The organism is Shewanella ulleungensis (assembly GCF_014648315.1).
GTDB classification, from domain to species: domain Bacteria; phylum Pseudomonadota; class Gammaproteobacteria; order Enterobacterales; family Shewanellaceae; genus Shewanella; species Shewanella ulleungensis.
The window spans coordinates 84,867-104,907 of the sequence record NZ_BMQW01000006.1 but is presented as its reverse complement, the minus strand read 5'-3'; the positions used below and the strand labels follow the sequence as shown (position 1 = coordinate 104,907).

15 protein-coding genes are annotated in these 20,041 nt (G+C 40.3%); 4 read left to right on the top strand and 11 right to left on the bottom strand.

Annotated features, from left to right (window positions below):
• Positions 1 to 530: 530 nt before the first annotated feature.
• From IEY40_RS12685 to IEY40_RS12675, 3 genes are all read right to left on the bottom strand, one after another.
• Positions 531 to 1,754, bottom strand: coding sequence for a hypothetical protein (locus IEY40_RS12685; protein ID WP_188956737.1), 1,224 nt, complete (start codon positions 1,752 to 1,754; stop codon positions 531 to 533).
• Between the two features lie 145 nt (positions 1,755 to 1,899).
• On the bottom strand, positions 1,900 to 2,040 hold the full coding sequence (locus IEY40_RS12680; RefSeq protein ID WP_188956735.1) for a hypothetical protein: 141 nt from the start codon (positions 2,038 to 2,040) through the stop codon (positions 1,900 to 1,902).
• A gap of 555 nt (positions 2,041 to 2,595) precedes the next feature.
• Positions 2,596 to 3,762: a nucleotide sugar dehydrogenase gene (locus tag IEY40_RS12675; RefSeq protein ID WP_188956733.1), complete on the bottom strand. Its 1,167-nt coding sequence runs from the start codon at positions 3,760 to 3,762 to the stop codon at positions 2,596 to 2,598.
• 1,470 nt (positions 3,763 to 5,232) lie between these two features.
• On the opposite strand from IEY40_RS12675, the gene IEY40_RS12670 reads away from it, so the two are divergent.
• From IEY40_RS12670 to IEY40_RS12660, 3 genes are read left to right on the top strand one after another with little or no spacing between them, the layout of a single operon-like run.
• Entirely contained in the window at positions 5,233 to 5,856 is a 624-nt protein-coding gene (locus tag IEY40_RS12670; protein ID WP_229777096.1) for a transglutaminase-like cysteine peptidase, read from the top strand.
• Positions 5,857 to 5,869: 13 nt separating this feature from the next.
• Positions 5,870 to 7,987 carry a bifunctional diguanylate cyclase/phosphodiesterase gene (locus tag IEY40_RS12665; RefSeq protein WP_308424503.1) on the top strand — a complete coding sequence of 706 codons (2,118 nt, stop codon included), beginning with the start codon at positions 5,870 to 5,872 and terminating at the stop codon, positions 7,985 to 7,987.
• Positions 7,987 to 8,382, top strand: coding sequence for a hypothetical protein (locus IEY40_RS12660; RefSeq protein WP_188956723.1), 396 nt, complete (start codon positions 7,987 to 7,989; stop codon positions 8,380 to 8,382). Before IEY40_RS12665 ends, IEY40_RS12660 begins: the two co-directional genes overlap by 1 nt.
• 979 nt (positions 8,383 to 9,361) lie before the next feature.
• Here IEY40_RS12660 and IEY40_RS12655 read toward each other — a convergent pair.
• The 8 genes from IEY40_RS12655 to IEY40_RS12620 form a co-directional block, all read right to left on the bottom strand.
• The gene (locus tag IEY40_RS12655) at positions 9,362 to 9,643 is read right to left on the bottom strand and encodes a GIY-YIG nuclease family protein (RefSeq protein WP_188956722.1); all 282 of its coding nucleotides are present in this window, start codon (positions 9,641 to 9,643) and stop codon (positions 9,362 to 9,364) included.
• Between the two features lie 713 nt (positions 9,644 to 10,356).
• Positions 10,357 to 10,638: a GIY-YIG nuclease family protein gene (locus IEY40_RS12650; RefSeq protein WP_188956720.1), complete on the bottom strand. Its 282-nt coding sequence runs from the start codon at positions 10,636 to 10,638 to the stop codon at positions 10,357 to 10,359.
• Between the two features lie 356 nt (positions 10,639 to 10,994).
• Positions 10,995 to 12,179, bottom strand: a complete 1,185-nt coding sequence (gene megL, locus IEY40_RS12645; RefSeq protein WP_188956717.1) for a methionine gamma-lyase — start codon at positions 12,177 to 12,179, stop codon at positions 10,995 to 10,997.
• Positions 12,180 to 12,402: 223 nt separating this feature from the next.
• A complete protein-coding gene (gene oleD / locus IEY40_RS12640) occupies positions 12,403 to 13,452 on the bottom strand; it encodes a 2-alkyl-3-oxoalkanoate reductase (RefSeq protein WP_188956716.1) in 1,050 nt (349 codons plus the stop codon).
• Between the two features lie 33 nt (positions 13,453 to 13,485).
• On the bottom strand, positions 13,486 to 15,180 hold the full coding sequence (gene oleC / locus IEY40_RS12635; RefSeq protein WP_188956714.1) for an olefin beta-lactone synthetase: 1,695 nt from the start codon (positions 15,178 to 15,180) through the stop codon (positions 13,486 to 13,488).
• Between the two features lie 121 nt (positions 15,181 to 15,301).
• On the bottom strand, positions 15,302 to 16,177 hold the full coding sequence (locus tag IEY40_RS12630; protein ID WP_188956713.1) for an alpha/beta fold hydrolase: 876 nt from the start codon (positions 16,175 to 16,177) through the stop codon (positions 15,302 to 15,304).
• Positions 16,178 to 16,235: 58 nt separating this feature from the next.
• Complete coding sequence (locus tag IEY40_RS12625) at positions 16,236 to 17,285, bottom strand: 3-oxoacyl-ACP synthase III (RefSeq protein ID WP_188956712.1); 1,050 nt, start codon at positions 17,283 to 17,285, stop codon at positions 16,236 to 16,238.
• Between the two features lie 251 nt (positions 17,286 to 17,536).
• On the bottom strand, positions 17,537 to 18,838 hold the full coding sequence (locus IEY40_RS12620) for a methyltransferase (RefSeq protein ID WP_188956709.1): 1,302 nt from the start codon (positions 18,836 to 18,838) through the stop codon (positions 17,537 to 17,539).
• A gap of 78 nt (positions 18,839 to 18,916) precedes the next feature.
• Here IEY40_RS12620 and IEY40_RS12615 point away from each other — a divergent pair, with 78 nt between their 5' ends.
• Positions 18,917 to 19,144: a DUF1289 domain-containing protein gene (locus IEY40_RS12615; RefSeq protein WP_188956707.1), complete on the top strand. Its 228-nt coding sequence runs from the start codon at positions 18,917 to 18,919 to the stop codon at positions 19,142 to 19,144.
• Positions 19,145 to 20,041: the final 897 nt, after the last annotated feature.

The window sequence follows — 20,041 nt, the reverse complement described above, 5'->3', positions numbered from 1 at the left end:
CTCTAACTTGAAAGCAAAACACTTTATTTTTATTTAACCCTTTTAAATAAATCTTAACCATTTATCCTACAACATATTACAACCTCAAATTGAGAAAGTGAAAAGGTGTTATATATTCAGAGAATTATCTTTTAATTTTACATGATTGTTAATATAAAAAAACACCGTGAACAACCAATGTCAACATAAGCTTTAAAATTTTAAATAATTTTAAATAATTTTAAGAAAAAATACTCGAATAAAAATCAACAGAATGCACATGAACGACATCAAACGTATTTAGAGCATTTAAAAGTAACGTACACAAAGAATAACGCTTATAGCTAGCCAAAAACATTTAACAGGAATGCCATTAAAAATATCTTGATCAGTAAGTATTTTTTCAATTTAAAATCAGAATTTAATGAATATACTTCAATATTATGTTTTTTTTAAGCTATGGTAGAACTAAATTTAATACTACATCTACTAGACCACGAACACTGAGGGAAACGGATGAACTACATGAAAAACTCTCACATTCACCTTTATTACTTCTTTAATTGATAAGAACTCAAATCACAAATAGATTCTCTGTATTTGAAAAACCCAAATAAAACCCATATTAAAGGTGCAGTTTTAATAGAAAAAACAGAGCTACCACTAATAATTAAATTAGCATATATGTATAATGACAAATATAAAGAATAAAGCACTGAATAATTATATTTTTGCTTACTATAAAAATTCAAATAGAAATAAAGAGCAAAGAAACCAAAAATAGTTGATGAGGACATCAAATAAGCATATCCACTATCAGCAAACTTATAAGAATAGGCGGCTGACAGACCTAAATAATCTAAAAAACTTAAATCAAAAAAATGTTCCATTCCAATATAAAATCTCCCTGAAAGGGTGTCCGAATATTGCACATTAAAAAATATTGTAAAAAATGAACCAAATAAAATGCACAGCGGCATTACAAATGCATTAACTCTTTTGAACAACATATTTCGGAATAAAAAAATCAAGATATAAATAATACAAAGTGAACCTGCAGCCCTGGACTCTGTTGATGTTACAATAATAAATACTGAAGACATAAAAAATATTTTCGTATTTATTTTAAAATTAGACCAAAAACACAAAGTATAAATCAACAAAATCTGACCAAAATTACCTAATCCAACTTGCTCTAAAAAAATAGATGATGTTCTTGCTCCATTAAAAATACCATAGCTAAATCTATTTTCAAAACCTAAGGCAGCACCAAACAATCCCGTTTCATTAGTTTCACTTACAATTAAGCCCCTGCTTTGTTCAAAGTAAGAAGATGGATTAAAAATATTGACATATAGCTGAACATCAATAATTTCCAAAATTAAAAAAAACATAACTAAGAAAGTAAACACACCAAAAATGAACTTTAATTGTTGAAAATTAAGCCGGCTACCAACCATAGTAAACAGCCCGATAATGAGAAAATTTCTTAAACCGTCTAACATACCAGAATATAAAGGCATATTAATTAGAAATGTGAAATATATAGCAATAAATATTATATATAATGGACTTGAATCTTTTTCCCTAAACCCCTTAAAATAAATATACAGCAAAATAAAAAAATAAGCTAACAATTCAAAAAGGATAACCATAAACTTTGGAGTGCTTACTATAAAATTATTAATAAATGCGAGTGATGGATTTATCAATAATGATAAGATAACAACTAAAGCAAGATAGTTTTTTAAAAAATTTATTTTGATATAATACATAAAATCAAGATACTTTTACATTCAATGAAAAATCCAATATACTTCGTGACATATAATACCAAGAACAATCCTTTCTAGGATGTTTTTTACAAAGATTCAAAAACAGAGTTAAAACATGCATTTTCAAAAATATAAAATAAAGATTTCATATCGCATTCATCGTAACCCCCCCCCAACCACCTAAACCACCTAAACCACCTAAACCACCTAAACCACCTAAACCATATTTATTAAAGCTTCGCCTGAACACAAGTAATCCGCTAGAATAATATTCCCATAACTTCATTGGTGACTGGCCTTTTGTTCATTAAATGGTAAAAGACCAATTTTATTCTTATTAATAACTTGAGGTAACTCATAATATTCTAATAAACCATAGCAATGTATGGAAAACTTTACGACAGCAGCAAGGAATTTTAATGACACAGGCCATATGGGTCCTATATACCTTAGACCTTAGAGCTATTAACACAGTAAGAATAGATGTTATTTCGGAAATTATTTCTCACCTTGCAATTGAGATAAATTTTATCTCAATTAAATGATCCTAATGGACATATAATTGCTACATTAAAAATACAACTTATCGCAACGGAGATAACTAATAACGGATATAAATCATTTCATAAAACCAAGGTGTTAAAGGTGACGTCATAAAAAAATGATCACACCTGAATTACAGCCTATACGCTAAATATATTAGGAGTAAAATAAGCGCTAATATCATCATTGATATTATTTTTACCGCGCATACTAAATACCTCCCCGTCATACTGTTTATAATTGACGTTACTAATTTTTAGCTATTTTTAGCTCGGGCATTTTTACTCTTTTAAATAAATTAATCATTACCAAACAAATCACGGGTATAGACTTTATTCGCAACATCACTTAACTCATCTGCGGTTCTATTCGACACAATAACATCAGCATCGGCTTTGAACTGTTCAAGGTCTCGATATACTAACGAGTTAAAGAATTCATCTTGTTCTAGTACTGGTTCATAAATAATAACTTCAACGCCTTTGGCCTTGATGCGCTTCATAATGCCTTGAATACTTGATGCTCTAAAGTTATCTGAGCCTGACTTCATGATCAGACGATAGATACCCACTTTTTTAGGATTACGCTTTAGGATTGATTCAGCAATAAAGTCTTTACGGGTGGTGTTAGCGTCGACAATGGCCCCAATTAAGTTATTAGGTACGTCTGCATAATTTGCACGTAATTGCTTAGTATCTTTTGGTAAGCAGTATCCACCATAGCCAAACGATGGGTTGTTGTAATGATTACCTATTCGCGGGTCTAAACACACACCGTCGATAATTTGTTTACTGTCTAGTCCGTGAGCTTCAGCGTAGGTGTCTAGCTCGTTAAAGTAAGCGACCCGAAGTGCCAGGTAAGTGTTTGAAAATAACTTAACCGCTTCCGCCTCAGTTGAGTGAGTAAACAACACCTCAATGTCTTGCTTAATCGCACCTTGTAATAACAGGTTAGCAAAAGTCTGTGCTCGTTCGCTTAGTTCACCAACGATAATACGCGATGGATATAGGTTATCGTGTAGTGCTTTGCCCTCGCGTAAAAATTCTGGAGAAAAAATGATGTTGGCACAATTTAACTTTAGTTTGATTTGCTCTGTGTAGCCTACTGGTACGGTTGACTTAATGATCATCACTGCATTTGGGTTAATGCTTATCACATCGTTAATAACAGACTCAACTGATGAAGTATTAAAGTAGTTAGTTTTTGGGTCGTAGTCTGTAGGTGTTGCAATGATGACGAATTCGGCATCTTTATAGGCGGCATGTTTATCAAGTGTCGCTTTGAAGTTTAATGGCTTGTTGGCGAGGAAGTCTTCGATTTCGACGTCGGCTATTGGTGAGACTTTATCATTTAGCATGGCAATCTTTTGCTCGATGATATCTACCGCTATAACTTCATTATGTTGCGCTAGTAACATTGCGTTAGAGAGGCCTACATAGCCTGTGCCTGCGATGGCAATTTTCATCTTGTAAACTTCCTGTTGATCGTAAATTGGTTTTAATGCGTATTTTGTAGAAGGAGGTGCTAGGTTCTAGGTAAAAGCCTAAAGATAAAGCAACACCTGGATCCCCGATAAAAGTATTCGAGGATGATGAGCCTTTAAAGCAACACCTGGATCCCTGATACAAGCATTCAGGGATGACGTGCGAAAATGCAATTTCTAGGTTCTAGGTTCAGATTCTAGCATGGAGTGTTTATGGGATGTCTGCGTGTGTTTTACTAAAAAAAGGCACGCTACCGCCACTAGATTGCAGCCTCTAGATTGCTGTAAAACCGGTAAAATTGTTCTTATTACTTATTAACTTTTTACTTTTTACTTTTTACTTTTTAAGGATGTTTGGCGTTTCAGAACGAAACAGTAGAAAGGGTCCTGCGGCTTATGCTCGCTTGCCTGTGATAAGTTATGCGGATGTCGCTTTAACTCGTCAATATTGGCAATACATTTAAGATTTAGGTGATATTGAGAGCTTCACACCTAAAAGAATGTATTTTGGACAAAATAGGAAACAACAACGATATGAGATCGCATCGGTAACTAATGGGATTAAATCACTAGATTTATCTTCCCATACAACAGTTCTCGGTGGCGTCATGCCTTGTATGAATGTTCCTTTTCTACTATCTGTTTTACGTCAGTCCTCTTAATGATTTGGTAATTATAATGTATACGGTAAGTTAATGACAGTTTTTTGACGATCTTTTATAAAGTGCTATTTATTCGTCGTTTTGTTCAATTTAAACGCTATCATGTGTTGATTACGTCTTTAGTTGTATTAATCCATCGAATCTTAGTGACGATTCCTTTCTGCAAATTTACAAATAAAACACATAGAAAGTCGTGTTACTTTCATTATGCTTGATGTTAATTTGTTCGCACTGCAATGATACTTACATTGATTTTATGCACTATATTTGTGCAGTGCAAAATACATCCATTTAGGTGGGTTTAATTTTGTAAAATTTATCCACCTAGATAACATCAACAAAAAAACCACTCTAAGTCATTGTATAAATATTACTTTCCAATATTTAAGCTATACACCAATACAACAAATGAAATCAACATCATCATTTTATTTGTGTAATGCGCTCGTAAGCCTTGCTTGTGTTACGCTAATTCACATGACTTTTAACTTTAATCTAACAATTATTATGCCAACAAATTGACACAGCCAATATTGCCGCATTTAACAACAAGGAATGAGGTTATGTTTACAAAATCATTACTGGTAATACTTTGGACTTAGATTGCATTTTAAACACATTGATACAACAACATATGGTCATTATATTGTCGTTTAACCGCTAACTAGATTATGATGGAGACTGTTTTTCGTAAAAAAATTACAAAATTAACATTCTGTACCATTTGCAGTGGGATTTGCCTATTAAACTCATTTGGCTTTTTAAAAGTAAGTATCGCCATTGGCTTGTCATGTCAGTGGCTTTTTCGGCTGTGTGTATTGCCAGTATTACTGACGAATTATTTACAGCAGACTTTTTTAAGGTTGTTGAACAACGTTATGGTGCTAACAGAGTTGATGACTTTACAGACTGGCGAGATACAATTAATGAAGGCCTTGGTTTAAGTGACTCCGACAAATTATATTTAGCTAATCAATTTGCTAATCGCAGGATACGTTTTACAAGCGACAGTGATCATTGGGGTAAAGGTGATTATTGGGCAACACCGATAGAGTCATTAGGCACTAAAGGTGGGGATTGTGAAGATTTTGCCATTTTTAAGTATTTTACGTTAAAAGCTATGGGCGTTGATGAAAGTAAGATGCGCCTGATGTATGTGAGAGCATTGTTGATAAATGAACCGCATATGGTACTGATTTATTTTGATAATCCAAAGGCTATGCCTTTGGTGCTAGATAATTTAAAAACCAGAATATTACCAGCCAACCAACGCCGTGATTTAAAGCCAGTTTATTCGTTTAATGGCCAAGGTTTATGGTTAGCTAAAGCGCAAGGTCTTGGTAGTACTAAGCCCACAAGCAGTGGTACTAAAAGTTGGACCGATTTAGTGAATAGAATTGAAAACGGTGAATAACCGATGATGAGACATGGAGCAAATGATGGTGGCGAGGACAATGTTTACTAAAGGAATATCATTAAGGTTGCAGTTATATCTGCTAATAAGCTGCTTATCTATTTTTAGCTTTGGAGCGGCGCTTTATAACAACGTGGCTAATATGCGGACTTACCTAAATGAACAACTTGCCTCACATGCGCAAGGAGCTGCTCACAGTTTAGGTTTATCTATTTCACCGTATATGGATGAAGAAGGCTTAGTTATTGCCGAAACAATGACTAACGCGATTTTCGATTCGGGCTATTATCAACATATTACGTTTACCGATTTAGATGGCAAACTGATATTTGAGCGCACTAATCCACAAGGTAACTTTGGTGTACCGAAATGGTTTATTGATTGGTTTACTTTGCACCCACCGGTTATGACCAGCGAAGTCAGCGATGGCTGGCGTATTGCTGGACAACTTGAGGTGCAGTCACATGCTGGCACGTCTTACAAAAGTTTGTGGGATCATGCGCTAAGCAGTTTAGTGACTACCCTATTACAATTATTTATCGCTCTTATTTGTGCTTATTTGATTTTGAAAGCAGTGTTAAATCCACTGCGCAGCATAGAAAAACAAGCTGAGTCGGTAATTCAAAAACGCTTTAGTATTAATTCAATTAACCCTTTCACCTCGGAACTGCGAACTGTAGTTAATGCAATTAATCGTATGGTTGAGAACGTTCAACGATCGTTTAACGAACAAACCCAGCTAGCAGAAGCCTTGTCAAAAGAAGTGTATATCGATCCACATACTGGATTACCTAATCGCCGCGCTTTATTAAAACGCTTTGAGTCTATTCAAGCTGAGTACGACCAGCATGGTAATCGATTTTATTTAGGCCTGGTGTCTATGACATCTTTAAAACATGTTAACGACAATGAAGGTTATGGCAGTGGTGATGATTATATTTTGTCTGGCGCACAGTTATTCAGTAAACAAATAAGTGCTTTACAGGACGCCACGTTTTATCGTATTTCCGGCTCAGAATTTGCTTTTTTAAGCTTGTTAACTGAAGAAGCAGCAAAAGAGATTGATGAACAAATTGCCGCTAATATTATGATTGAGAGTTCAAGTCGATTTAATAATGGTTTTGCTAAGCACTCGCTTACACGAGTTAATCACCAGGAAGATTTTGCTGAAGTGGTGAAGCGTTTAGACCACCAGCTTGTGCATAATCAATATGCCGAAAATAATAAAGGATTAGTCACGGCGCAGATGATGAAAAAAAACCATTCTCGCGTAGAATGGGTCGGTATTTTAACCCAGTTTACTGAATACTTTAAAAATGAGATCAGTCATTGTAATAGCAAAGACTTTGCCATTAAATGTATCCCATTGGACAAAATATTCGATTTAATGCTGCAACCTGTGGTTGATAATAATCAGTCAATTTTATATGTAGAATCGTTTGTTCGTTTTAAAGTTGAAGGCGAAGTGTTATCGACACTGGATGTTTTTGCAATGGCAGAACGACTTGGTGTTCTACAAGAGTTAGAACAAGCTGTTGTGTGCTTCATTTTTTATAAGTTACAACACATAGAACATACTCGAGTAGCGATTAATATTAGTAACCGAGCGTTACATAATCCGGTATTTACTGAATGGTTGTTCGATCTTTATCAAAAAATGCACAAAACGCTTCCACCACTTTTGTATGAATTTAACGAATCTGCTGCGATGCTTTCTCTGGAGTCGACTGAAAGATTTATTCGTCAGGCGAAACAATTCGATATTGATATTGCGATTGAACGTTTTGGTTCAAGTTTGACTTCGTTTTGTTATATTAGAAACTTAAACATTGATTACATTAAGATTGATGCTAGTTACGTACGTGATATTGCAGAGGCGGATACACGCTTTTTTGTACAAACCATCACTCAAATTTGTCATGGTATCGGTATTAAAATCATCGCACCTCAGGTTGAGTCAGCTATGATAGGTGAACACTTTTCACTCATGAACATCGATGGTTTGCAAGGGAATGGATTGTATGCCGTACGGAATTTCAGTACAATCATTCCAGCTAATGCAACAAACACATGGACAAGTGCATTGGAGTTGAATAACTTTAGCCACTCACTGAATCACGAGGCAACATAATGCGTAAGAATAAATTAACCCTGTTATTAGTTTCTGCATTAATGACTACCGGCATGTCTGCTGGTGTGATTGCAGCTGAAGATACTTTAACCGCTAGCACTCAGAATGCACCCGTATCTGATGTATCAGCTCAGTTAGCGAATGCATTTGTTGCTGCGAATGGTGATGAAGCATTAATTATTGAAGCCATTCAAGCTGCTTATGCTGCCGGTTTGAGCCCAGATGAAATTTTAGCTATTGCGATTGCTAACGGTATAGATCCTGCTATTGTTGCAGCTAACCTTGAAGAGTTACAAACCGCAGCTGGCGGCGCATTTGGTGCAGCCCCTGCTCCAGGCGGCCCAGGTTTTGGCGGCGGTTCTGGTGGCGGTGCAGGAACAATCTCTAGCAACTAAGCTTTTTAGCGTGTTGAGTAATAATAAAGCCCATTAAATTGGGCTTTTTTGTGGGTGTTTGTAAAAGAAGGTACTAGGTTCTAGGTGAAGCTGTCGCCCTACCCGCACGTCATCCCTGAGTGCTCGTATCAGGGATCCAGGTGTTGCCCTACTCTCACGTCATCCCTGAGTGCTTGTATCAGGGATCCAGGTGTTGCCCTACCCGCACGTCATCCCTGATTGCTTGTATCAGGGATCCAGGTGTTGTCCTACTCTCACGTCATCCCTGAGTGCTTGTATCAGGGATCCAGGTGTTTCTGTTGATCTCGCTTGAGTATTAAAAACGTAAAGCCAACACCTGGATTCCGGCTCAACAGCATTGCCGGAACGACGTAGTAGTGGGCGTTGTTTGGATACGAATGAGCTAACGGTGTGATAGTAGGTGTTGTTTGTAAGGAGTAGTGACAAGCATTACCTGCTAACCTTGTAGTGGTATGCATCAGTAAGCATCTCCCGCCCGTCATTCCTGAGTGCTTCTATCAGGGATCCAGGTGTTGTCCTACTCTCACGTCATCCCTGAGTGCTCGTATCAGGGAGCCAGGTGTTGCCCTACTCTCACGGCATCCCTGAGTGCTTGTATCAGGGATCCAGGTGTTGCTGTTGATCTCGCTTGAGTATTAAAAACGTAAAGCCAACACCTGGATTCCGGCTCAACAGCATTGCCGGAACGACGTGTTAGTGGACGGTGTTTGGATACGAATGAGCTAACGGTGTGATAGTAGGTGTTGTTTGTAAGGAGTAGTGACAAGCATTACCTGCTAACCTTGTAGTGGGTATGCATCAGTAAGCATCTCCCGCCCGTCATTCCTGAGTGCTTGTATCAGGGTTCCAACTGTTTCTTTAAATCAGGTACTAGGTTCTAGGTTTAGCCCCACCCGCCCGTCATCCCTGAGTGCTTGTATCAGGGATCCAGGTGTTGCTGTTGACATTGCTTAAATATCTAAATTTCAAGATCTTCCCAGCGTGGATTAAACTTTTCAATTAATTTAATTTTCCATTCTCGCTTCCAATTTTTAAGCTGTTTCTCTCTTGTAATCGCATTATAGATGTCATCAAATACTTCGTAGTAAACTAACATTTTAATTGAATGTTCTTTAGTAAATCCGTCAGATAAGCCCTTTTTATGCTCCCAATTTCGTCTGATTAAATCAGACGTCACTCCAATATAGAGTGTGCCATTGGGCCTATTGGCCATTATGTAGATATATGATTGCTTGTTCATAATCTCTCCAATGAATAGCTTGCCAAAAATTATAGCTGAGTTGGAAGCTTAGGTTTACTCAATGACAGTTTTATAAGGTTTACTAGTGCTGAAGACACTTGGTATTTTAGGCTTTGCCCTTAAAACAGAAAAGCTAACACCTGGATTCCGGCTCAAAAGCATTGCCGGAACGACGTTGTAGTGGGCGTTGTAGCTGTGTACTAAATAAGCAAATGTGCATTTTGGCCCCACCCGCCCGTCATCCCTGAGTGCTCGTATCAGGGATCCAGGTGTTTCTTTTGGCCTTGTGTAAAGAATAAAAATCAACACCTGGATTCCGGCTCAACGGCATTGCCGGAACGACGTGGTAGTGGACGGAGTTTGTATACGAATGGGCAAACGATGGAGTAGTGGGCGTTGTAGCTGTGTATTAAATAAGCAAATGTGCATTTTGGCCCTACCAGCCCGTCATCCCTGAGTGCTTGTATCAGGGATCCAGGTGTTTCTTTTGACCTTGTGTAAAGAATAAAAATTAACACCTGGATTCCGGCTAAAAAGCATTGCCGGAACGACGTGGTAGTGGACGGAGTTTGTATACGAATGGGCAAACGATGGAGTAGTGGGCGTTGTAGCTGTGTACTAAATAAGCAAATGTGCATTTTGGCCCAGTCGCCCGTCATCCCTGAGTGCTTGTATCAGGGATCCAGGTGTTTCTTTTGGCCTCGCTTAAATATCTAAATTTCAAGATCTTCCCAGCGTGGATTAAACTTTTCAATTAATTTAATTTTCCATTCTCGCTTCCAATTTTTAAGCTGTTTCTCTCTTGTAATCGCATTATAGATGTCATCAAATACTTCGTAGTAAACTAACATTTTAATTGAATGCTCTTTAGTAAAACCATCAGACAAGCCATTTTTATGCTCCCAATTTCGTCTGATTAAATCAGACGTCACTCCAATATAGAGCGTGCCATTTGGCCGATTAGCCATGATGTAAATATATGATTGCTTATCCATAAACACTTAACTCAATTAAAGTAATCTCAAAATATAGCAGTTAAATGCGAGCTTCGTTGATCCTTAACAAAGCTCAGAATTCTATTACTAAATACAAAAGCAAAAGAAAACACCTGGATTCCGGCTCAAAAGCATTGCCGGAACGACGTAATAGTGGGCGTTGTTTGTATACGAATGAGCAAAAGACGTGGTAGTGGGCATCATCTGGATACGAATGAGCAAACGATGGAGTAGTGGGCGTTGTAGCTGTGTAGTAAATAAGCAAATGTGCATTTTGGCCTCACCCGCCCGTCATCCCTGAGTGCTTGTATCAGGGATCCAGGTGTTTCTTTTCACGTACCGCTTGTATCATTTATCTACAGCAGTGCTTGTTCTATGTCTGCAATCAGGTCTTCTACATTCTCTAAGCCAACCGAGATTCGCAGTAGGTTATCGGTGATACCAGCGGCTAATCGTGCCTCTGGGGTGTAGGGTGAGTGTGTCATGGATGCTGGGTGTTGGATTAGCGATTCGGCGTCGCCTAAACTTACGGCGATGGTAAATAGCTTTACACGATTAACGAAGTTGATGGCATCTTGCTTGTCGCCTGTTAACTCAAATGCAATAACGCCGCCGGCGCGTTTCATTTGGTTACCAACAAAGCGGTGGCCTTGGTGGTGAGATAAGCCTGGGTAAAAGACCTGGCTGAATTTAGGGTGTTTATCTAAATATTCAGCTAACACTTCTGCGTTGTCACAATGACGAGTTAAACGTACGTCTAGGGTTTTTAAACCACGTAAGATTAACCATGCGTCGTGTGGAGATATCACGCCACCAAAGTCTTTTAATATTTCGTATTTTAATCGGTGCATGTGTTCTGCATTGCCGCACACAATACCTGCGATAACATCACCGTGGCCATTTAAATACTTGGTGGCACTGTGAATGACCATGTCGATGCCTAACGCTAGCGGTTGCTGCAATAGTGGTGTCATAAAGGTGTTGTCGACTATCGACACGAGATTATGCGCTTTGGCAACGTTTGCCATGGCGGTGAGGTCAAACACTTGTAGGTGAGGATTGACTGGAGTTTCGCAAAACAGCACTTTGGTGTTTGGCTTGATTGCCGCCTCTACTGCGTTCATGTCGGTGAAGTCGACTAGTGTACTCGTAATGCCTAAACGCGTTAGCTGAGTGGTCATTAAGGCGAACGTACAGCCATAAACAGCTTTAGATGCAACGAGATGATCACCTGCGTGCAAATGAGTTAACAGCGCACTTGATACAGCTGCCATGCCAGATGCTGTTGCTGCTGCGTCTTCAGCACCTTCTAATAATGCCATTTTACGTTCAAGCTCTGCGGTTGTCGGGTTGCCTAAACGAGTATAAATATAACCCGGTTCTTCGCCTGCAAAACGTGCCCCGCCTTGTTCGGCATTGTCAAAAACAAAGGTGGCAGTTTGATATAACGGTGTGGTGAGTGAGCCAAAGGCTTCGCGTTGATGTCCGCCGTGAATGGCTAAAGTTGCTAAGTTCCATTTACCCTGATTGTTATTTTGCATTGCTTCTCCCTGCGCCACCTTGTTATATGTTGTTACCCTCTTTGGGGTTATTGTTGTGGTGGTCGGAATTTAAGATACAGAGGAATAAAATATAACCAAGTGATTACTGGAAAATAACCCTCGAGAAGATGTAAAAACAATGTTACAAACAGCTGTTTACATCGTTTGAATCAGTTATATCCATATTATTAGTACCAGCAGAATATGAATGGTAACAAGAGCATTACCTTGATAGAGATTGCTTAAGCTTTTGCATACCTTGATCTATGCTAACCAGTGGTTGGTAACCTAAGTCTTGTTTAGCGGCGCTGATGTCAAAGTAATGGCTGGTTGAGAGTTGCCTTGCGACAAAACGCGTCATGATGGGTTCTTGCGATTTATTCAGTAAACCGTATACGGTTTCAAGTACCACACCTGCAGCGTAAGCAACAACAGCCGGAACACGTTTGGTTACTGGTGGTAAATCAACACAGGCGAGAATACGATTAAGCATATCAGCCATGGTAATGGGTTGATCGTTGCTTAAAAAATACGCTTTGCCTGCGCACTTGGCATTAGTGACTAAATCTAACGCCGCTAAAACATGAGCATAAGCAGCGTTATCAACGTAAATAGTATCGACCAGTTTGTCTTCATGGCCAACTAGCTTTAGTCGTCCGGCTTTAGCTCGCTCAATCACTCTTGGGACAAGATGAGGATCGTTTGGCCCCCAAATTAAATGTGGTCGTAAAGCTGTAGTGTGAAGTTGAGTGGAGTTAACAGCAAGCACATGTTGCTCTGCGATAGCTTTAGATTCGCCGTAATAATTGAGGTATGTGTCAGCGTAAGGTGCTGACTCATTAATGCCGTTTTCGTCACGCCCTGCAAAGGTTACGCTTGGAGTACTGGTATACACTAAACGTTGTATATTAAGCGCTTTACAGGCATTAATTATATTGTTTGCGCCATCAACATTAGGTGAATAATAACTTTGCTTACTGCCCCATACACCCGCTTTTGAGGCCACATGAAATACTAAGTCACAGCCTTGCATGGCGTGTTTAACGCAATCGTAATCGCTAATATCGCCTTGGCGCATATCGACGCCCAGTTCAACGAGTTTTGGATAATCTCCACGGGCGAAACCGACGACCTGAATTCCTGCAGCCAGTAAGCGCTGACAAATCGCCAATCCTAAAAAACCGCCTGCTCCGGTAACAAAGACTTTGTTGACCGACAATGATAATTGCTTAAGCGCAGCTTGCTCAAGAGGATGTAAATCTGTCAGATTCATTATTAATACCTTATGCTTACTTTAAGACGAGCCTTATTCTTTCCACTGCTTTTGTGCCCAAAGGGCAAGTTTCTCTCTAAATATTTTGGCGTTGTGACGTACATCTACTGGGAATTCTGGATGAATTAAAAAACGCCCTATTCCGTCTGTATGCGGGTATTGTTCTGCAATGGCTAAAAGTTCTTTATATAGCGTTTTTGAAGTGGAGCAAACAATGTCTTTTTGTAGTTCAATGCACAATACCGGCACGATATTATCGCCAACCTTAACACCAACAATAGCCGAGCGTTTTACTTGTGGATGAGTGTTAAATGCCCGCTCACAAGGTAGTGTATAAAAACGCTTAATTCTTTGTTGTCCACGCGTAGCATCAACAATATGACCTTTACGACCACACATCCATAATAAGCCGTTATCGTCTAAATACCCCACGTCACCCATGCGGTGTTTAACATGTTCACCGTGATTAATTTTAGCTAATTCAGTAGCATGTTGACGTTGATAATAGGCTTGGCTAACCATTGGGCCGCTCACAACAATTTCGCCAATTTCATTTGCGCTAAGCTTTTTAACTTCAGACCAATCTGATTGGACTTTATCTGTAATGGCAATAATATCAACACTAACCGACGATATCGGTTTGCCGACACATATGCCTTTACCTTGATCGGTCAGTTCACTGGTCGCAAACAACGCATGACTACCAATCATGCTAATAGGTAACGATTCAGTGGCACCATAAGAGTTAAGCACTTCAACTTGTGGGTTGAGCATTTGGCTAAAACGTTTAATAGAACTAATCGTTGCCGGTGCGCCTGCTGATATCACTCGCTTAACGCTAGTCAGTTTATGCTGAGTTTGCTCACCAGCTTGACCTAATCGCTCTAGCAAAGCTGGATTAACAAACATATTGCTACATTGATATTGCTCGATTGCCGCAAACAAATTGGCTGGGTTTGCGGTAATAGGTTTACTGGCATCCATGTCTGGCACAATCGATGCCATGCCAAGCGCTGGGCCAAATAATGAAAACAGCGGGAAAGTGGCTAAATCTCGCTCACCAGGAGCGATACCGTAATCGTGTTTAAGTGCGCTTATTTGCGCTTCAAACATGGCATGACTGTACACCACACCTTTGGGAGTGCCGGTGCTACCACTGGTAAACAAAATAGCGGCCATATCATCTGGCTTTAGCAGGGCCATTTCAAAAGGATAAGCCTCATTTCGGCCTATTTCGGTAATAGTTTCTAAACTTGTGGCATTTGTTAACCAACGTTCAATGCCTGAACCACCGACATTAATTACCTGTTTAACACTGCTTTTACCCCACCCCAGTACACGTCTGGCGATGTGCGCTTTCGGGATACCGATAAAAGCGTCTGGTTGCGATTCATCAAAACACTGTTTAAGGTTTTTGATGCCCATACCTGGGTCAACTAAAATTGGAATGATCCCGGCTTTGAACAAGGCAAATGTTAACGAGAAAAACTCAATGCTTGGGGTAACCATTAACACGGCTTTCATGCCACGCTTGATACCGTATTGAATAAGCCCTTTGGCAATCATGTCTGATTGTTGATGTAAGGTAGCAAAGTCGATTTCTTGATAATTGAACTGGCCCTGCTTAGCGTGTTGCACAGCAACAGCAAGTCCGGTAGGCATAGCTTGCGCCGCCGTTTTAAGGTGCTGACAGATATTGGCATTAGCAAGTGTAGAGGTTTTGGTCATGTGGCTTCATTTTGGGCTAATGTGAATAACGCATATATGCAGGTTAACAAGTACGCCAACATATAGATAATTTTAGATGATTAAATAGCTAAAAGGCTCAAATGAGCCTTTTAGGGTGTAATTAATTTTTTTCGATGAAGTCTTTAATTAAGCCAATCACTTCGTCGCTGGCATCTTCAAGAATGTAATGACCGCAGTCAGCAAACTCGTGCACCGTTGCATGAGGCATTCGCTGTCGCCATTCTTCTAAAAAATACTTATCAAATACAAAATCTTGTAAACCAAAACAAATCAACGTGGGTACGTCAGCAAATTGACTTAAACTATCGCCAATACTCGTCACTAGGTCGTAGTTTCTGTCGCCAGGTTTGAGTGGAATGTCTTGAACAAAGCGTAATGTCGAAATACGGTTTTTCCAAGAATCAAATGGTGCGACATAAGCTTCACGCACTTCTTTAGACATGGGTTTGCGTTTAACACCTACGTACGAAGCCGCTGATGAAAAAGCATTTAACCCACGTACAAGCAAAGTGCCGAGTAAGGTTTCGCGGCAAATCCACAATGCCCACGGAAACGGCTTAGTTTTGGGTAAGTGAAATGCTGCCGTGTTTAAACACACTATACGTTTGATGCGATCAGGATGACGAGCAGCAAAGCCCATTCCAATCATACCGCCCCAGTCGTGTACCACTAAGGTGATGTTTTGTTTAACATCTAAGCTGTCAAGTAAGGCTTCTAAGTCATCAATACGGTTTTTCAAGGTGTAATCGTATTGTGGATCGTCAGGCTTGTCTGATAAGCCGCAACCAATATGGTCTGGCACAATACATTGATGCTGATCGCTCAACGCGCTCACTAAATTACGGTAGTAGTAACTCCAACTAGGATTACCGTGCACCATAACCACTGGCTCGCCCTGGCCTTCATTGATGTAGTGCAGTTTATTGCCGTTACGGTCTAAATAATGACTTTTAAATGGCAGTAAGTTGTCTAGCATGATGCATCCTGTTAACTATTTTTATAATGATATGCAAAAATTAAATTCAGCCTAAGGCTTACCATTTAATTCCTAACATCATGCAGTTTAAACCACTGCCTATGCCTAAAAAGCTGACTTGGTCGCCAACACGTAAAAAACCTTCATCGTGTGCGATGGCGGCGGTAACAGGTAACGACACTGTCCCCATGTTGCCAAGCTTTTGGTAGGTTGGATACTCTTTCTCATGCGGAATGCTTAATGCATTAAGCACTTGCCTGCGGTTTGATGCGCCAACTTGGTGACAAATCACTTTGTCAACTTGCTCAACAACCCAGTCGCGTTGCTCTAAAAAGTGTTCCCACGTGTGTTTAGCAAGCTCGACACCTTCTTTAAGCAAGGTAACCGCGTCGGTACGCATAAACTCGCGATACAATAAGTGCCCTGCTTCTTGTAAGCCCCATTGGCACAATTGGTGATGTTCTGGCGCAGACAAATGACTGGCACCAAGTAACTGATGTTGACGAGTGGTGGTGAGTGGTAAGCTACCATCGGTTAGAATAACGGCAACAGCGCCTGAGCCTCCTGTGAGTGTTGCCAATGACTGGGCAAAGTTTTGCATTGTCGGTTCGGCTAACATGTGGTCAATTGTGGCATCGACGATGTCTCGTGCAGATTCGCACGACACCACCATCCCCGCTTTAATTTGCCCAAGCTCGATACGGTTAGCAATGTCTAAAATACCCGACAACACCCCTAAACAGGCGTTACTGATGTCGTAAATTGCCGTATCTTTTGACACGCCAAGTTCAGCAGCTATGCGGCACGCGGTAGCGGGTTCGTGTTGGTCACGACACACTCCGGTATAAACAACTGCGCCTAGATCACTGACATTAATGCCAGTTTCGTTTACTGCTTTACGGGCAGCGGCAATTGCACCGTCTGATAAACGATGGCCTTTGGGCCACCAACGGCGCTCAGTAATACCCGTTAATGCGGCAAGTTGCCCCATTGGAATACGAAACTTTTGATATAGCGGTGCTAAGCGAGATTCTAAATCGCTACTCGACACTATTTGTGGTGCTAGCTCATAAGCCAGACTATTGATATAGACGCGTGAATATTTCATTAAACCGTATAATTCGCTTCGCTCTAGCAAGCCCAAAGCCACTAGAATAATTGTTATTCATTATTAACCCGCCATTTGAACAAGAATGGCTTAAATATTCAATCAAAAACCGCAGCTAACTCGGCTTCTTTGATGTTTTTTTTACGGCTTTGTGAAGGCTGTTGATTAACTAGCGCCTTGATTATTACAGAGTTACGTTAAATAAAATAGCTTAAACAAAGGCTTAGTTGTAAAAATACATATTAACCAACTTAAGCTGTTGTTTTAATTGCCTGGATAAAGGCATTTCGTGGTGTAACACTGTTTGCACAAAATTCACTCAGTGAAACCTCATATCCATGTTGTTGCAAAAAACATACTCGGTCGAGCAATAACCACGCTTCTAGAGCTCGACGAAATAAATGCGCGACTAAGTCTATGCGCTTTGTTAACCGTTGTCGTGCTATTCCACGCTGTAAAAATACATCGAAATCGATGTCGTTAGGGAGTACTAACTTCTTGTAATTTGCAGCCCAGAGGCAAAAATCGCTAAAACTGCCACTGAGTTGGCTCTGTTTAACCGTTGGAACAGGTAAATAAGCATCAATAGATCGTACCTGACGCTGGAGGCTGTCGAACCCTAAGCGCCACGACACTTCTTGTAAGCGCAATGATTGTTGCTTGGGACTGGCAATGACGCTTTGCTGCAATGGCAGTTGTAGATCATGCCTGGAAAGCTTTATTTTGCTGGCTTTGGCTTGAGTTGAAAGTGGTTGATAATGTGTGTCTTGGATTAAATGGTAACAACAAGGTGAAATCGAAATCGCCTGAGTATTGGCCTGAGTTGCAAGGTTTAATAAACGTACATGCAAATCACCACAAGCATGCAGCGCAATAGCATGTTGCTGCGGATAAAGTATCGTGTCATTAGGGTTAAGCGGCGCAAATGCATCGGCACAGATAAACCGCTGCGACAACTGCCATTGTTTTGCAAACTCCTGACCTTGTTGACATAAATTAGCTTGCCATTCGAGACTCGTGACTTCAATTTGCTGTTGCTTAGCTACCAATCGTCCTAAGTGCCCTTTACCAGCACACCATTCTAATATCGGTAACCGAGTTAATTCTGGCTGATATTGCGGGTCAATTTGCTCAGCAAATGCATTAATTTGTTGCCACTTTCGACCTTTAATATGAGCGCTGAAATGCGCTAAATCAGATTGCTGTTCGGCTGTTGATGCTGCTTGCTTGTTTAGGGTATTAATGGTGCTTGTAGGCAAAGTGAAGACTAACAAGCTTAACTGTTCAATTGTTTCTGCTGCATGCTGATGTTGACTTTGATTTATGTCGCTTATCAAGCTTGGGAGTAGTGTGTCGACAAGTAACTGCTGATCAGCATCAATCGCATCGATTTCAGCATCGTCTAATTGCCACACAATTTGTGCTAGATTAGGAAATGAAGCTTGCCAAGGTAAGTGGTCACACTCAAAAGCCACCAGTTGCCACAAGGGCGCCAAGCGTCCAAGCAATGCATCAAGTGCTGTAAAGGTGTGTTGATAATCGATTGAAGACATATTGATGCTTACAGTTAACCTCAGCTGATTGAAATGGTAGGATGCGGGTTCAGATAACCCAAACCGGAATTGTAAACTATGCACTCGCCTTGTGTCGCCCGTTGTGGCTTAAATGCTGACGATTATTGTATGGGCTGCTTTCGTCACATCGACGAAATTGTCATTTGGTCACAAGCGACAGATCCGCAAAAACAACAGATTTTAGACAAACTCGCCGAGAGAAAACAATTGTTTTTAGGTGACCGTAATAACAAAACCCTATCACGCGCCCAATGGCTTAAAGCAGAAAAACGCTTAAAGCTATAACAAGCAAGCGGTCTAAGGTAATGCTGATAACGGTTGACGGAACGCTTAGCTTACTAATTTTAGATCCTAGATTCTTGGTATTAGGTAATGCTGATAACGGTTGACGGAACGCTTCGCTTACTGATTTTAGATCCTAGGTACTAGGTGTTAAGCGTTGTCCCCACCCGTACGTAATCCCTGAATGCTTGTATCAGGGATCCAGGTGTTGCCCTACCCGCACGTCATCCCTGAATGCTTGTATCAGGGAGCCAGGTGTTGCCCTACCCACACGTCATCCCTGAGTGCCTGTATCAGGGATCCAGGTGTTTTCTTTTGACCTTGTGTAAAAGCATAAAAGCTAACACCTGGATTCCGGCTCAAAAGCATTGCCGGAACGACGTAATAGTGGACGTCATCTGGATACGAATGAACAAACGACTAAGTTTGTCCCTACTCACACGTCACCCCAGAGTGCTTGTATCAGGGATCCAGGTGTTGCCCCACTCGCACGTCATCCCTGAATGCTTGTATCAGGGATCCAGGTGTTTCTTTTGACCTTGTGTAAAAAAAGATAACACCTGGATTCCGGCTCAAAAGCATTGCCGGAACGACGTAGTAGGAAGCATGCAGCAATGACGTAGCTGTTGGTGTTATTTGGATACGTATAAGTAAACCAGAAAGTTGTGGCATCATTTGAATACGAATGAGCAAACGACTAAGTTTGTCCCTACACGCACGTCATCCCTGAATGCTTGTATCAGGGATCCAGGTGTTTCTTTTGACCTTGTGCAAAAGCAAAAAAGCTAACACCTGGATTCCGGCTCAAAAGCATTGCCGGAACGACGTAGTAGGAAGCATTGCCGCAATGACGTAGCTGTTGGTGTTATTTGGATACGTATAAGTAAACGACGTAGTAGT